Here is a 15,368-nt window from a genome sequence, read left to right as displayed (position 1 = left end):
GCGGAGGTAGTTCCCTCGGCCCCCGCGTGGGGACCTTCAGCCCCGACTTTTCTCCGCGTATGCGGAGGTAGTTCCGGTAATTAGCTGGTCAATCAGTGTTTCTAGATCTTTTCTCCGCGTATGCGGAGGTAGTTCCGCCTCATCGTCACCATCGGTGCGCCAGACACGCTTTTCTCCGCGTATGCGGAGGTAGTTCCGGTGTTGTGACGTTTGAAGCTTTGACTCAGCACTTTTCTCCGCGTATGCGGAGGTAGTTCCACCTGCACCTTCAGCGGTTGTGGGATTCCACGCTTTTCTCCGCGTATGCGGAGGTAGTTCCGAATCAGTCACGGTGGAGGGAACCGGCCCCATCTTTTCTCCGCGTATGCGGAGGTAGTTCCAATTTTATTATCTCAATTACTTTTAGTTTTCAAACCATGCACAAAGACAGTCCATCTCTAACAATCTGCTTACCATTCCTGAGTTACCAGAATGGTCATCAATACCCCCCAAAAAAACTGACCTTACAAATATTAGCCACTGACAAATTTATAGATATTGAGCAGGAAATTCACCATAGTTAAGAAATATATTTTTTATATGTAACGTCTATCGCAAACACCTTATTTGTATTCACCATCACCATCTACATAAATAAAAGGTAGTTATTGTTCACATGTCAACAATGGAGACGAATAATGGTTATTACACCTGAAGAAGTTATGCATCTAATGGGTAAAGGTATGACCCAATCCCAGATTGCTAGGGAATATGGGGTTACTCGTCAATACATCTTTACTCTCGCTAAGAGGGGAGGGCATCAGGCCTCTGAACAAGAGTACATTAAAGATGATTTACCGTGGGCAAATGTCCCTGACAAGCATTTTAATAACACAATACTTTCAGGTTTGAGGATTCACGCCCGTTATATGGAACGGGGACAAGAAGGTTTGCGCGGTTCGAGCTGTGTTAAACTACTTAGCATGTATCGAAAACTTGTTCGATTCAATCAAGTTATCGACTACAACGAGTCCTACCCACCTGTAAAAGGTTTGTCGAATACAGGCGGGTTTATGTACGTACCGAGGTCTCCAGAAGACGGGAACCTCATCATCAAGATGAAGCCCAGTGTGCGAATCACGAAAAGAGGTGCGCGCATTTGGCAACTGCCTAAAAAGTTTCCAGAGAAGCAGTAAAAAACAACTACATTTTACAAGTAGATAGAAATAAAAATGACCAACACTTTTACAGCCCTCACGGAACGAGGGGAGGGCTGGTGGGTAATCCAGCTTAAAGAAGATCCAGGCTTACTCACCCAAACCCGGCGCCTGGATCAAATTCCAGATATGGTCCGCGATGCATTGGAGCTTTTCCCAGAGCTTACCGATGACCCTTACAAAGACATCGTGAACATCGAATTCCGTGAAGGAGAATCCATAGCGGATATAGCCAACCAAGCGGTACAGGCTAATCAAGCGGCAAAACAAGCCCAAGAGGAAGCCTCCCAGCTCATGCGACAAGCCGCCGCAGAACTATCCAAAAAAGGCTTATCTTATAGGGACATCGGCACATTGCTGGGGGTCAGCTTCCAAAGGGCACAAAAACTCGCTACAACGTAACCGGCGAGTGTGCGTCGAAAAGCTAACCCCTTGAGAGAAGAACAAGGGGCCAGATTTCCTTTATTTTCGGTGGATTATTCCGAGTTTCGTTTTCTGCGAATAATCATGAGCAATCCCATGCCACCGATCATCAAGAACAGTGCAGGAATAACAAGACCTGCGACGGAAGCGCCGGTACGAGCTAGAAGGCGCTTCGCGGGCGGTTGAGGCGCAGCATCCACAGGTTTGCTGGAAGCTATCGACGGCGTGGCGGGCGGCGGCACAGGCGCAGGAGCATGCGGCGTCACCGTTGTGGTCACTGGCGGTGCCGGCGGAAGCGGTATGGGGATGGGAATAGGTATCGGTAATAAAGGATTACGTGGTGTCCGCGTGGGTTCTGTAGTTCTTGGCGCTGACGGCGGCGCCGACGTGGTTGTCGTTGCAGAAGGCTCGGTCGTCTTCGTTGCAGTTGTGGTTGTCGTTGTGGTCTTCGTGGTCGTTTCCGTTGACGCTGTTGTCGACGGCGAAGAGGACGAGGTAGTCGTGGGAGGCACAGGAGGGATCTCCGGTTCTTCCTGATAATAGATATTTGTTGCGACTACTTGAACTGCCTGTTCTTCAGGCTGCCTGATGGATATGGCTACGGACTCGCCTTCTTTATCCTCACCGTCTACAGACCACTTCAAAGAATGCTTCTTCTCAGACGCTGCATCAGCGTCTTCCTCTTTAATCACGCACGATGCGCCTTTATCCAGCTGTTTTTCATGATGCACGTCCCCGTTTGCGAGCTTAATAGTGCCGCTCTTTGTTTCTTTGCTTTGCGACGTGCACGACCACTCAAAAGAAAATTGCTTCGAGGTGTGCTCACCGGAAACAATTTTTTCAATTGTAAACCCACCTTTGCTTCCTCTCCCCTGGCCGCCGGCGCTAGGGAACGTAACGCTACCGCTAATGTTTTTACCGTTTACTTCTGCAGTGTTGTAGATGGTAGAGCCCAAAGCGGGCTTCTCGGTTGAGATAGTAAGCAACGAGATGAGCGGGCTGGACTCAGGGGAAATTCCGTAGGGAAGTTCAACAGACACTTGTTGCGGCGTGCAGTTGAGTTTGTAACTATACCCAGCTAAAAAACCATCATCGTTTTTGATGCTGTCTCCGAATCCATATCGCATCCCTCCCGTATCAGAATTTTGCGCATTGAAAATCTGATGCCTTCTTTCCCCCGAAGGATCCCCTTTAGTAAAGCTTGATACATACACCGGAGCATATCCGTCGTTGTATTTTCCGTCGCATGCAAAGTTCCATCCAGCGGGAGCATTATCGGTGACCAAGACTCGCTGCCCGTTTCCCGTTTTTCCACTTAGCCCTACTGTCCACTGGACTTTATGCACCTTATTCACGGAATCATATCCCCGATATTCACCGATCTTGGAGGTCTCGTGGGAATCACCTTCCGAGCCTTCCTCGTATTTTCCATTAAGAGATCCACTACCGCATCCGTTAAAGTTCAGCGCCCCCTCAAATTTCTTAGGGTCTCCATCAATCCCGTCGCGGTTCCATTTCGCCGAGACAAAGGCTGTCCCCTGCACGTTAAAGTGGGTATTGGCAAACTGTTCAAGCGTAATCACAAAAGATTTACGCCCGCTGTCCCAACTTCCCCGCGCTACAAGTTCGTTCTTGCTGTCCTGCAGCAAAATTGATCCAGTGTCCACGCCTTGTAGTTGTGGAGGAAGCGTAAAAGTGATCTTGTCGCCCTGCTTAGCGTCAGCTTTTGCCTTCCACTCAAACTGCACCTCAGCGTGGGAACCCGGCCCATGATAGGTGTTATCCCTCAGGCTAGGGTTTGAATGCTCGTCTTTCCATGTAAGGTCAGACCAATCCCCACCACTGCACACGGCTTCAGCGCGCGCTAGAGGCTGCCCGGTGGCAAACATCATCAGTGATGAGACGAGTGCGATCGCACATGCTACAACGCATAGAAGCTTCCCTGCTCGTTGAGAACGCGCAGGGAAAGACATATTTTCCATAGTTCTTCACTTCCTGGATAAAATTTATATAAATCTCAGGATCGGCAAACCCGGATTGATGCCCAATTTTCCAACAGGGATTACACCTGCATAAACGCCAACACATCAAGCGATAACCGCTCCACATTCCTTAAAATACGCAAAATTAAACATTTAAAAAACCTTTAAACGGAAGGTTGTTAAGGTGTGGCCTGCGTCTCCTAAAAAGCTTTTAGACACAAAAGATAAGGTTATGGCACTAATAAGGTTTTTTCGCAGCATATTTCCACTGCGAACAACTCCCCGATAAGTGACCAATCCCATCCGCGGATGTGACGTCACGCTACCGTTTTAGGCCCCCACGGTCCCACCGGCACAACCCGCTCAATCTTGAGCTATAAGCCCGTACCGGCTTTCATCCAGCCTTTTTATTCACAAGGAAACATTATCCTCTGGCCAATCAGGCACAATCGGCGATTCGATTTTTTATTCTCCGCAACGGGACCACATATTCACATCAAGCACCAATCACAAAGAGGTGCCAACCCTCTTTCCACTCCCATGTGTACAACTGTGCACAAAGTTATCCACAGGCTGTGTATAAAAATGTGCAAAACCCACCTATGGGATTATCCCCAGAGTTTCTTCACACCCTGTGGATAAAGTTGTGCACTTCTTCCCCACCTGGGGCTTTGTTCGAAGGCTTCCGCAAAAGCCCAGGTTGTTCCCTGCAAAAATTCAGAAATTAGAGAAAGAGGCGTTGAACAACACTCGTGTAATTATCCACAGTGTGGATAACTCTTGTGGATAATTCACACCCTTGTGAGAACAACGAATTATTCCAAAAATCTGTGAAATTTCAGTGGATAACTCCATAGATATGGCGTTAAATCCCATGATTGTGATTTAAACAAGCTTGAGAGTCTCAACGTCCAATGGATAAGCAAACAGATACAAATACAATCAGACATATTCAGGCACTCGCAGTCCTCAGAAAGGAAACTCAAGGCATAAAAATAGTGCTGTGAAACCGCACCAACGATTCCACAGCACTGCCCCTGAGTTGTGAGCTACAACAATCTGGTGCCAGCGACCCAGATTCCGATGACTTCACACGCAGCAATCGCGGCCACTATAAGCCATGTGATTAATTGTCTCCGTAGAGAATGTCGATGGGTTCTCGGCGCTGCATAGGCTAAAAATCCTCCGGAAGCAGAGTGACTGCGGTGTGCAGCCATAAGAGGAAGTGCGACTATCGCGCCAGCGATAAGGCCCCCGATGTGTCCCCAGAGGGAAACGTTGTCGGTGATCAATGAGTATCCCACGTTCACGGCAACGAGAATGAGAGGTGCACGAATATCAGTTTTGCGCGTTATCGCTATGGCCACCATGATCGCCATCAACCCGTAGATAGCACCGGAAGCTCCCGCAGTCGGCGAAAGAGGATCCAGAATCATGATTGTTAGCGATGCGCCTAATCCGCTAATAAAATACGCGGCGCTAAAGAAAGCAGACCCCGTAAATTGCTCAACCTCACGGCCTAAAAAGAAAAGTAAAAAGAGGTTGATAGCAAGGTGGGCAGGGCCAATATGCAGGAACATTGAACCGATTGCGCGCAACATTCCTAGTGGATCATGCATCTGTGGAGTGTAGAGAATCCAGTGATCGCCGAGCCACGAGTCGTAGAGGTTATCGGTTATCGACCGCGATTGGACAGCGGTGATGAGGAAAATGATGAGCGTCGATAAGCTAAGTATCACTGTGGCGGGAGCCTGGTTATACGCTGCACGGACTGTTCGTTGGGCGGACATTCCCCCATTTTCGTTGAAAGTAGAAGAAAACCCCAAGTATCCGAAGCACGGTGGCCGCGGTACTTGGGGCTATATGGAGCGTTTTACTCCGTGATCTCTACAGACTCGATCACAACTGGCTCGACAGGGCGATCCATGCGGTCGGTAGCAGTCTGAGCAATGTCCATAACGACCTTCTGCGATGCAGGGTCAGTGACCTCACCGAAAATGGTGTGGTGGTTGTTGAGGTGCGGGGTGGGCACCACGGTGATAAAGAACTGGGAACCGTTGGTGCCTGGGCCTGCATTGGCCATAGCGAGCAGGAACGGACGGTCGAACTGAAGCTCCGGGTGGAACTCATCTGCAAACATGTAGCCTGGGCCGCCACGACCGGTGCCGGTGGGGTCACCGCCTTGGATCATGAAGCCATCGATGACGCGGTGGAAAACGGCACCATCATAGAACGGTCCTTCAGCGGTTCCGGAGGCGTTCTCAGTCTTGTAGTCTGCAGAGCCATCTGCCAAGGTGACAAAGTTTTCGACAGTCTTTGGAGCATGGTTGCCAAAGAGTTCGATTGCAACATCACCACGGTTGGTGTGCAAAATCGCGGTAGCGGTTTTCAAAGTCATACGCACCATCATAAGCGCGAATGCGTCAACCTCGCTACGCTGGAAGTAACAACGAACTCATTTTGTCAGTTTCTGATGGGAGCATCCTATGAACAGCAGCACTATTCGCGGCGCCGTTTTGGTCACCAAGGCGGCATACGACAAGTACGCAAGCTACCGCGATCGTAAGACTCGTGAGGCATACGATGCGCTACTCAATGCTGCCGATTCTTATGATGACGTCCGCAAAGAGGTAAAGTCCAACGTCACAGATCTCTACGATCAGTCGCAAGAGCGCGTCAGCAGCCTCACCGCGCAGGCCCGCAAGCGCCTTGATTCCGCGATCGCCGACGCCGCAGCCGCCAAGGATGACACGGTGAAAACAGTCAATAAGAAAGCCTCCAAAGCATCTAAGTCTTTGAGCAAGCAGTCTAAAAAGGCTCAGAAGGCTGCGCGGAAAGCTGCACAATCCGCTAAGAAGAGCGCAACCCCCAAGAAGCAGCCCAGCTTTGGTAAGCGCCTGTTCAATTTCTCGCTCTTCACCACGCTTCTTGCTGCCGTGGGTGCCGTCGTCTATTACTTCCTAAGCAAGCGTGACGTCGTCTCTACTGAGCCACCACGCGTAGAGGATTTCGGCGCAGACTCTGTGAACACCCAAGAATCCCGCCTTGTGTACTCCACTCACACGCCTGTTGACGGCGAGGAAGAACATGTGGCTTCTCCGGAGGAAGGAGCCACGGAACGCGACGAGGAACTTCTCGGTTCCCTAGAAAACCAGCTCAAGCAGCATACGGATTCTCAGGAAGACAAGTAAAAACAATACCGCCTCTCCGCTAGACCCGGATGAGGCGGTATTTTTTTGCGTATCGACGCCCTCCCTTACCCCGCAATCTTCTCCCTAACGGGATAGCTCGTGGCTTAACGCCTCTAGTTCCCCACCGCCAGCCATCTGCTGCGTTAATTGCTCCAGAGTTACCTGATCCCTCGACGCGTTCAATATCTGATTGCCTAGGTTGAGGATGGTAAAGCGGTCGCCCACCAGGTATGCATGGTGAGGATTGTGGGTAATAAGAACCACACCAATCCCCTTGTCTCGTGCGGCTGCTACAAAGCGCAGCACCATGCCAGATTGCTTCACGCCGAGAGCCGCAGTGGGCTCATCAAGGATGATGACGCGAGCACCGAAATACACAGCACGGGCAATGGCTACCACTTGGCGCTGTCCGCCCGACAAGGACTCCACGTCCACATCTATGTCGGGCAGATCGATCCCCATAGCCTTCAACTGTTCTTGAGCAATCGAATGCATTTCCTCTTCACGGAGACGCCCCAAAAAACCTGTGAGCTCTTGTCCTAGGAAAAAATTCCGCCACACCGACATCTGTCCAACCACCGCTAAGTTTTGGTGAACAGTGGCAATCCCATGGTCTAACGCCTCGCGGGGGCTGTTAAAGGTTACTGGCTGGTCGTCGATAAGCAGCTCTCCCGAAGTCTGCTTATGCAAGCCCGATAATATCTTGATGAGCGTGGATTTTCCTGCGCCGTTATCGCCTAGGACGCACGTCACCTCACCCGGCGCGACGCTTAGGTTCACGCCGCGTAGGGCGTCGAATGCGCCATAGCTTTTTGTGATGTCGCGTAGTTCAATGATCGGAGTTGTGGACGTATCCATTTATTTCCTCCCCTTGGTAAGCGTGGCAAAGGAAGTGTTGGTGAGCACTGCAAAAAGCAACATGGCTCCGAGGAAGAACTTAAACCAGTCGGGGTTCCATCCTGCATAGACGATTCCCTGGTTTGTCATTCCAAAGATGAGGGCGCCAATAGCGGTGCCTATGATCGTGCCGCGTCCGCCGGTCATTGCGCAGCCACCAATCACCGCAGCGATGATGTACAAGAACTCGTTACCCACGCCTTGACCAGCTTGAATGGAGTCGAAGGTGAAGAGGTTATGCATGCCCACAAACCAGGCGGCAAAACCAACGAACATGAACAAGATGATTTTGACGCGTGCCACGGGCACACCAGAAGCGCGGGCGGCATCGGCATCCCCACCGACTGCAAAAATCCAGTTGCCAAATCGCGTCTTAAATAGCAACCATGAGCCCGCTGCTACAAAGAATATCCACCAAAAAACGGTTGCGCGCACAGAGACACTACCGATGTGTACGGTCCCTGCAAAGACCTTTTGAGCCGAAGGGAAACCTTCCATGTCGGCGATGCTGGGGGTCGCTACTTGGCTGGTCACCAGTTTAGTGATGGCCAGGTTAAGTCCTTGCAGCATGAGGAACGCCGCTAGTGTGATCAGGAAGCTGTCAATTCCGGTCTTAGTCACCAGATACCCGTTCAGTGCGCCGATTGCTAATGCAATGAACAAAGACATACATGCGCCGACCCAGCTATTGAGATGCAGATTGTAATTCAGCATCGTCGCAGCTAACGCCGCTGTAGTAACTGCCACGCCCGAGGACAAATCAAATTCATTACCGATCATGAGCAGCCCCACGGCCACCGCGACGATTCCTAAAGTAGAACTCGCATAAAGGACCGTAGTCAGCGCATCAATGGAGCGAAACGACGGTGCCACGCTCAAAAACAGAACGAATATGGCGACCGCACCTAGCAGGCTGGCAAACTCTGGGCGCCGAATTAATGCGGACAAACCCGTTCGCCGGCGCAGTCTATCGTCGCCTTGTGTGGCAGTTCCAATGTCTGCGGTACCTGCTGTTGCGGATTCTGAGGTAGGAGGAGTGATCAACGTAGGCCTGCCTTTGCGGAATCTGCGATCTTGTCTACGTTGGTGGCGTCGACAAAGCTCGGTCCGGTGTAGACCGGTCGATTCCCTCCGACGGTGGATCCGTTGCGCTGTGCAAGCCACAACGCATCAATGGCCATGTAGCCCTGGAGATACGGCTGCTGATCCACAGCCCACTGCACGGTACCTTCCTTGATGGCGGTCACGAGCTGCGCGTTGGTATCAAAGGTTGAGATTTTGGCTGAGCTTCCAGAGTTTTTTACGGCATCAACGCTGGTGAGCGCCACAGGGGCCACAAGCCCCATCACCCAGTCGATGCTCTTGTCCTGTGCGAGTTTTGCTTGCACAGTGGATTGAACGCTCGTCATATCCTTACCGTTGACATAAAGGACTTCCATGTCAGCGCCGGCAAGCCCCTCTTTAAGGCCTGCACAACGAGCCTCCTGTGAGGAGTTGCCTTGCTCGTGAATAACGCAGAGCGCATGTTTGGCGCCATCTTGGGCAAGACGTTTGCCGGCTAAGGTCCCGGCTACTTTTTCTTCCTGACCAAAGAACGCAGAGATGTCATATTTTTGGTACGCATCCATTCCGGCGTTGAGCGCCACCGTCGGGATCTTGGCAGTCACCGCTTTCTTTGCGGCTGGTCCAATTGCCTCTGCGTTGGGCATAGTCACCGCGATTCCGTCGACTTTGGAGTCGATAGCGTTTTGAATCAGATTAGATTGATTCGGCGCTTCGGGATCCGATGAGTAGCGCAGCTCCATGTTGTTCTTTTTAGCTGCGTCTTCTGCGCCCTTACGCACCAAATCCCAGAAGGTGTCGCCAGGGGCGCCATGCGTCACCATCGCGACGACATAACGAGGCGTGTCTACTCCACCTGCCTGCCCGCCCGAAGTATTCGAGGAACGCGGGGCACCGCCTGTTGCAGAGCAAGCGCTGAGCACGACGGACGCGGCGAGCGTAACGACCGCCGCACGTAGGGGGAACCGGAGATTTTTCACCTATGCATAGTGTCGCACTATGTGACCGGGGGTCAAGCCCGGCACTACTGTACTGACCAGCTAGTTTATCGATTCAGAGGCGTTGAGCTGCACAAGCATCACCCCTCAATCGGGGGCATGCCCTTATGCCCGTTCATGTGAGATGTGCGACCTCGCCTCAAAATCTGCAGCCTTTGTGAGGTAATCGTTCCTCTTAAGCGCGCACGGTACTGCGAGCAGTCAGATAGAAACAACGATCCTTAGCCTCTACGTTTAAGCGTATCGACGCCCACCTCACACCAAAACACCCCATTCATGCAAGAAGACCACCTCTAAAATTAGAGGTGGTCTTCTTCATACCGTGGAGCATAGGAGAATCGAACTCCTGACCTCCTGCTTGCAAAGCAGGTGCTCTACCAATTGAGCTAATGCCCCGGTGCGGTATCAGTGTAGCAATTAGATCCCCGCTACGTCTAATACGGCCTTATACAGCGTAAACAAGATTATTTTTGACTTAAGGCCCTCTCTACTAGCTTGGCTATAAACGCAACACTTACCAACAGAAAAAGAGCAGTGAGGCTCTCACGAGGAAAACCTCACTGCTTTTACTACATAAGTTCAGTCATGCGGTTAGCATCGTCGCGTACGCATCGTTACTCACCCACGGTGAAGGGCGCTTCTGCCCACGTTACCTTCCCGTCAAGATCGATGATCTTGACTTTTACTGTGTATGTGTCACCGGGTTTCGCATCAGGGCTAGCGCTGACACTGACTTTTCCGGTTTTCTCATCTACAGAGACAAACCAGCCTTCTGGAATGTCTTTCTGCGAGTAACCAAAGATGGTGTCATCATCAACATCTCCCTTGATGTCCGCGTAGGCGGTGTGGCCTGCAGCCACGGTCGTCGGCTCGTACTTCAGCACGTCGTCTAGATCATCAGCGTCTGGTGTTTCCACATCGGAAGCGTCGTCAAGATCCAGAACGTCTGGTTCCTCCACATCAACAGGAATGTCCTGCTCGATGGTGGGGGCCGGCTTTTCTGCGTTAACTGCCGGTGGTGCTGCTGGCTCATCGGCAGCCATGGCTGCTCCAGCAGTTCCAAATACCGCACCAAGACCCAGGGCGGTGGCACCAGCAGCTACTGCTAGGTTGCGGAGAGCAACGTTCTTGTTAGAAGACAAACAATTCTCCTTAATCCACATTGAAGGTTCAGGATGATGCCTGTTGTTGGCATGATCGAGTGCTCAATCCTGTCGTCCCGTGTTTGGGACGAGCCCCACCTTACGGATAATCATTTTTCTATCAATAGGCGATCTCATTTCGGGCACGATTCGACAAAAAATCACCCCTATCACCACCCGTTTTCAAAAAGTGAGTTCTATGCCACACACCAAATACGGAGTACTCACACACGATCAGAAAATCCCCAGCGCACAGCGGTACAGATATGAAAAAATCACCCTTTAGCAGCAAAAATATCCTTTTGAGACGTCAGGTCTTTTCGTATCAATGAGGTGGAAGTACTGCGGCCAGAACGACCACTACCCCTAGGAGCGCGTCGAGAAGCCCTACCTGCTTCGGTGTCCACGGGCGTTCCCGGCGCGCACCGGTAACGGGCATGAGCCATGCGCGTAGCAGAAGAATCCCAGAGATCACTGCCACCGCACCGTGAACCAGGTGGTACCCAACGGCCACACATGCAGCAATCAGGAAGACTAGATGGAACGTCACAGAGCCGATAAGCCAAGGGCGAGAGCCGCGTTCCCGGATAAGCGTTTTTACGTACGGGATACTGCCAGCAAAATACAGCAGCAAAACCCCACACGCAGCCCACACACGAGTGGTGAGGCCGTCACCGGCCCAAGCGATAACAGGCAATATAAGGCAGGCCGCACATACGGTGGATAGCCCAGAAAGAAGTGAACGCGGTCTGCGCCGCCATGTTTCATAGACGGCGATCCCTACAAGGGGAAGAAAAGCGGGAATCCACACCACTAGCCGCCAATTGCAGAACAAGACTACGAGGCCCGCAAGCGCAGTAATGGCGCCATAAACGGCAAGTGGCGGTAGGTGGCGCTTTCTATATCTCCCCCGCATCCATACGCTTCCCGCAAAAAACGCAAAGTATCCGCACCACCACAGCATCAAAAGCGGAATATCAATCCACGCAGGGGCAAAGGCTACTCCGATAAGGGCCGGGACAGTCACCATAAACCATGCCCCATGCTGATTAGGAACCCATCCCGGTGAGCGACGAGGCTTCCGAGGGGCCGAAACTCTAGTCATTTAGCCCATCCTAATAACAACACAAAGATGCATTAACAGGTTGTGTCCAGGATCATTACAACAAAAAAGGACCCAAGCCTTAAGCTTGGATCCTTTGTTTGTGGAGCATAGGAGAATCGAACTCCTGACCTCCTGCTTGCAAAGCAGGTGCTCTACCAATTGAGCTAATGCCCCGTTGTTCCTGGTGGGCCTAGCAAGAATCGAACTTGCGACCTCATCGTTATCAGCGATGCGCTCTAACCGACTGAGCTATAGGCCCTGGGAACGAGATAGAACTTTACCTAGAAACCATGAAAGTTAGCAAATCGCCTGCTTACAACCTATTTTTAGGAGTTTTTACACGCTCTGATGCCAATAAATCAGCCTCTTGCTAAAAATCCTGTGTTCTCACAGAATCCCAGCAAGAGGCCTCTTTCACGTCACAGCAGCTAACTAATCGTTTTCTTCACGGTATGTGATGGCAAGACCACCAAAAAGATCCACGATCGAGTTGTAGATGATCGCACCGAGAGGCGCCAGGATAGTAACGATGATGGAGGTAATAGCACCCATCAATGCCGCCACGCTAAGAACTAGACCAAACGTAACTATTTGGCTACCACCGACGCCACCAATAACCTCGTTGACGTTATCCCAGACCCCTACGACCTGCATGCCAAGGTATAACAGAGCCACGCAAATGACCCATGCGGCCAGACCAATGAGGGACAAGGACAAGGCGGTTTTAAACGCCGATACAGGTGAAATGCGAGTTATAACAACATGACGTGTTGCCATTACTGGTCTTCTCCTTCAGGCTCAATGGTCACTTGGGTCTGGCGGCCACGATCGGCGGGACCATCGATGGCTCCCGTAGCAACTGCTTCAGCGGTTTCTTCGCCTTCGCCTTCAACGTTGCGGTCGATAGCAAGCAGTTCCACACCATCTTCCAGATTGACCAAGCGTACACCCATGGTTGCTCGCGAACTTGGGCGAATCTGGTTGACCTCGGTGCGGATAACCCCGCCCGCGGATGTGATGGCAAAGATCTGATCATCTTCATCAACAACCACGGCTGCAATGAGCTTGCCGCGCTTTGGTGTGTACTTGAAGGTAACCACGCCAAGACCTCCACGACCCTGCTGGGAGTATTCCTCCAACGAGGTGCGCTTTCCATAGCCACCCGACGTTGCAACGAGGAGGCAAGCGTCCGAACGCACCACGGTCATAGCGAGCAGCTGATCGTCGCCGCGGAAGCGCATGCCCTTCACACCGGCTGTCGCACGTCCCATAGGACGCAGTTGATCGTCGTCAGCACTGAACCTAATCGACTGGCCTTCCTCCGACACCAAAAGCAGCTCGTCGTCGTTGGAGCATAGAGCAGCGCCAATGAGCTTGTCGTCTTCCGCCAGGTTGATGGCGATCAGGCCGCCGGAGCGGTTGGACTCATAGTCGGACAAACGCGACTTCTTCACGCGTCCCTGGGCAGTGGCGAGCACCAGATACGGCGCATCTTCATAAGACTGCAGCTGGATGACCTGAGCAATACGCTCCTCAGGCTGGAACTCCAGCAGGTTAGCCACATGCTGGCCGCGGGCCGTACGGGATGCCTCTGGCAGCTCGTAGGCTTTGAGCCGGTAGACCCGGCCAAAGTTAGTAAAGAACAAGATCCAGTCGTGGGTGGAGCAGACAAAGAAGTGGCGGACCACGTCGTCTTGCTTGAGTTCCGCACCACGCACACCCTTGCCACCGCGTCGCTGAGACTTATAAGCATCAACCTTGGTGCGCTTAGCGTAACCGGTAGAAGTGATGGTCACGACCACGTTTTCCCGCGCGATAAGGTCTTCCTCTGTGACGTCTCCGGTGGCTGCAATGATTTGCGTACGACGCTCATCGCCGTACTTGGTCACGATCTCTTTAAGCTCATCGCGAACAATGGCGCGCTGGCGTTCCGGGTTAGCAAGGATGTCCTTGTAATCGGCAATTTCGATTTCGATTTCTGCCAGCTCATCAATGATCTTCTGACGTTCCAGAGCTGCCAGGCGACGCAATTGCATAGCCAAAATAGCGTCGGCTTGAATCTCGTCGATGGTGAGCAGATCAATCAAGCCGCTGCGAGCGACGTCCACCGTGGCAGACCGGCGAATCAAAGCGATAACCTCGTCGAGCATATCCAGGGCTTTAACCAAACCACGCAGGATATGAGCACGCTTCTCGGCTTCCTCAAGGCGGTGCTGTGTACGACGAACGATGACTTCAATCTGATGCGTAACGTAGTAGCGCAGCATCTGATCCAGACGTAAGGTGCGCGGTACCCCATCGACGATGGAGAGCATGTTCGCACCAAAGTTAGTCTGCAGCTGGGAATGCTTGTACAGGTTGTTGAGCACAACGCGCGGCACGGCATCGCGTTTCAGCGTGACCACGATGCGCATACCCACGCGATCCGAGGACTCATCCTCGATCTTGGAGATACCGGCAAGTTTTCCATCGCGCACCTGCTCCGCGATGTTAGAAATCATGTTGTCCGGGTTCACCTGGTACGGAAGTTCCGTGATCACAATGATCTGTCGGCTTCCTTCTTCCTCGATGGAGGTCACGCCCCGCATACGGATAGAACCGCGGCCAGTCGTGTAGGCGTCGTTGATGCCTTGGGAACCAACGATTTGACCTGCTGTGGGGAAATCCGGGCCCTTCACATAGGACATGCACGCCTCAAGGGCAGCAGCCTCGTCTGCATCCGGGTTTTCCAGGAGCCAGAAGATGGCGTCGGCAAGCTCGTTGAGGTTGTGAGGAGGGATGTTGGTTGCCATGCCCACGGCGATGCCGTTTGAGCCGTTCATCAAAAGGTTAGGAACACGGGACGGAAGAACATCTGGCTCTTGGGTCTTACCGTCGTAGTTCGGGGAGAAATCGACGGTATTTTCGCGAATATCTCGGACCATCTCCATGGCCAACGGAGTGAGACGACACTCCGTGTAACGCATGGCGGCAGGACCGTCGTTGCCTCGGGAGCCGAAGTTACCTTGGCCGTCGACAAGCGGATAGCGCATGTTCCAGTCCTGGGCAAGGCGAACCAGCGTGTCATAAATAGCCGAATCGCCGTGCGGGTGGAATTGACCCATGGTGTCTGAGACCGGGCGGGCAGATTTTACGTACCCGCGTTCTGGGCGGTAGCCCGAGTCATACATCGCGTAAAGGATGCGGCGGTGCACCGGCTTAAGTCCGTCACGGACCTCCGGCAAAGCACGTCCGACGATGACCGACATCGCGTAATCGATGTAGCTGGTCTCCATCTCCTCGTTGAGGTCAATCGGATGAATCCGGTCGAATCCCTCGCCACCTAAGAGATCGTCGCTCATATGTCACCTTTTCTAGGGTTGTCCGAACGGC

The 15,368-nt window shown here is 52.3% G+C and carries 13 protein-coding genes, 3 tRNA genes and 1 CRISPR repeat array (1 of these 17 cut by a window edge); of the genes, 3 read left to right on the top strand and 13 right to left on the bottom strand.

Features of this window, described 5'->3' with window-relative positions; translation table 11 throughout:
* Nucleotides 1–380: a CRISPR direct-repeat array (repeat unit 29 nt; unit sequence CTTTTCTCCGCGTATGCGGAGGTAGTTCC); it reaches 564 nt to the left of the window's first position.
* A gap of 297 nt (nucleotides 381–677) precedes the next feature.
* Together CKV68_RS06705 and CKV68_RS06700 are read left to right on the top strand one after the other, a co-directional pair.
* Nucleotides 678–1,175 (top strand): helix-turn-helix domain-containing protein, encoded by a 498-nt coding sequence (locus CKV68_RS06705; protein ID WP_095075857.1) that lies wholly within the window; start codon nucleotides 678–680, stop codon nucleotides 1,173–1,175.
* Nucleotides 1,176–1,211: 36 nt separating this feature from the next.
* Nucleotides 1,212–1,598 carry a transcriptional regulator gene (locus CKV68_RS06700; protein ID WP_095075856.1) on the top strand — a complete coding sequence of 129 codons (387 nt, stop codon included), beginning with the start codon at nucleotides 1,212–1,214 and terminating at the stop codon, nucleotides 1,596–1,598.
* A 74-nt stretch (nucleotides 1,599–1,672) separates the two neighbouring features.
* Here the strand turns inward: CKV68_RS06700 and CKV68_RS06695 are convergent, their stop codons facing one another.
* The 3 genes from CKV68_RS06695 to CKV68_RS06685 all read right to left on the bottom strand — a co-directional run bounded on the left by CKV68_RS06695 (nucleotide 1,673) and on the right by CKV68_RS06685 (nucleotide 6,011).
* Entirely contained in the window at nucleotides 1,673–3,592 is a 1,920-nt protein-coding gene (locus CKV68_RS06695; RefSeq protein ID WP_231910418.1) for an Ig-like domain-containing protein, read from the bottom strand.
* A gap of 1,058 nt (nucleotides 3,593–4,650) precedes the next feature.
* On the bottom strand, nucleotides 4,651–5,391 hold the full coding sequence (locus CKV68_RS06690; protein WP_095075854.1) for a rhomboid family intramembrane serine protease: 741 nt from the start codon (nucleotides 5,389–5,391) through the stop codon (nucleotides 4,651–4,653).
* 83 nt (nucleotides 5,392–5,474) lie between these two features.
* Nucleotides 5,475–6,011: a peptidylprolyl isomerase gene (locus CKV68_RS06685; RefSeq protein WP_014525079.1), complete on the bottom strand. Its 537-nt coding sequence runs from the start codon at nucleotides 6,009–6,011 to the stop codon at nucleotides 5,475–5,477.
* 76 nt (nucleotides 6,012–6,087) lie between these two features.
* Here CKV68_RS06685 and CKV68_RS06680 point away from each other — a divergent pair, with 76 nt between their 5' ends.
* Nucleotides 6,088–6,792, top strand: a complete 705-nt coding sequence (locus CKV68_RS06680; RefSeq protein WP_029975400.1) for a hypothetical protein — start codon at nucleotides 6,088–6,090, stop codon at nucleotides 6,790–6,792.
* 84 nt (nucleotides 6,793–6,876) lie between these two features.
* Here the strand turns inward: CKV68_RS06680 and CKV68_RS06675 are convergent, their stop codons facing one another.
* From CKV68_RS06675 to gyrA, 10 genes are all read right to left on the bottom strand, one after another.
* Entirely contained in the window at nucleotides 6,877–7,650 is a 774-nt protein-coding gene (locus tag CKV68_RS06675) for an ATP-binding cassette domain-containing protein (protein ID WP_095075853.1), read from the bottom strand.
* Nucleotides 7,651–8,685, bottom strand: coding sequence for an ABC transporter permease (locus tag CKV68_RS06670; RefSeq protein WP_080561875.1), 1,035 nt, complete (start codon nucleotides 8,683–8,685; stop codon nucleotides 7,651–7,653).
* A 44-nt stretch (nucleotides 8,686–8,729) separates the two neighbouring features.
* Nucleotides 8,730–9,731, bottom strand: coding sequence for a substrate-binding domain-containing protein (locus CKV68_RS06665; RefSeq protein WP_095075852.1), 1,002 nt, complete (start codon nucleotides 9,729–9,731; stop codon nucleotides 8,730–8,732).
* A 341-nt stretch (nucleotides 9,732–10,072) separates the two neighbouring features.
* Nucleotides 10,073–10,145: transfer RNA gene (locus CKV68_RS06660), tRNA-Ala, on the bottom strand.
* A gap of 218 nt (nucleotides 10,146–10,363) precedes the next feature.
* Nucleotides 10,364–10,891 carry a YPDG domain-containing protein gene (locus CKV68_RS06655; protein ID WP_095075851.1) on the bottom strand — a complete coding sequence of 176 codons (528 nt, stop codon included), beginning with the start codon at nucleotides 10,889–10,891 and terminating at the stop codon, nucleotides 10,364–10,366.
* A 325-nt stretch (nucleotides 10,892–11,216) separates the two neighbouring features.
* Nucleotides 11,217–11,996 carry a YwiC-like family protein gene (locus tag CKV68_RS06650; RefSeq protein ID WP_095075850.1) on the bottom strand — a complete coding sequence of 260 codons (780 nt, stop codon included), beginning with the start codon at nucleotides 11,994–11,996 and terminating at the stop codon, nucleotides 11,217–11,219.
* Between the two features lie 101 nt (nucleotides 11,997–12,097).
* Nucleotides 12,098–12,170, bottom strand: a tRNA-Ala gene (locus CKV68_RS06645).
* Between the two features lie 8 nt (nucleotides 12,171–12,178).
* Nucleotides 12,179–12,255 (bottom strand) — tRNA-Ile (locus tag CKV68_RS06640).
* A gap of 173 nt (nucleotides 12,256–12,428) precedes the next feature.
* A complete protein-coding gene (locus tag CKV68_RS06635; protein WP_014525073.1) occupies nucleotides 12,429–12,773 on the bottom strand; it encodes a DUF3566 domain-containing protein in 345 nt (114 codons plus the stop codon).
* The gene (gene gyrA, locus CKV68_RS06630; RefSeq protein WP_013910420.1) at nucleotides 12,773–15,337 is read right to left on the bottom strand and encodes a DNA gyrase subunit A; all 2,565 of its coding nucleotides are present in this window, start codon (nucleotides 15,335–15,337) and stop codon (nucleotides 12,773–12,775) included. Before gyrA ends, CKV68_RS06635 begins: the two co-directional genes overlap by 1 nt.
* Nucleotides 15,338–15,368: the final 31 nt, after the last annotated feature.

It is taken from the genome of Corynebacterium ulcerans, from assembly GCF_900187135.1.
GTDB lineage: Bacteria > Actinomycetota > Actinomycetes > Mycobacteriales > Mycobacteriaceae > Corynebacterium > Corynebacterium ulcerans.
Note: the sequence above shows the minus strand (reverse complement) of the source record. Positions and strands in the feature narration are given on the sequence as shown.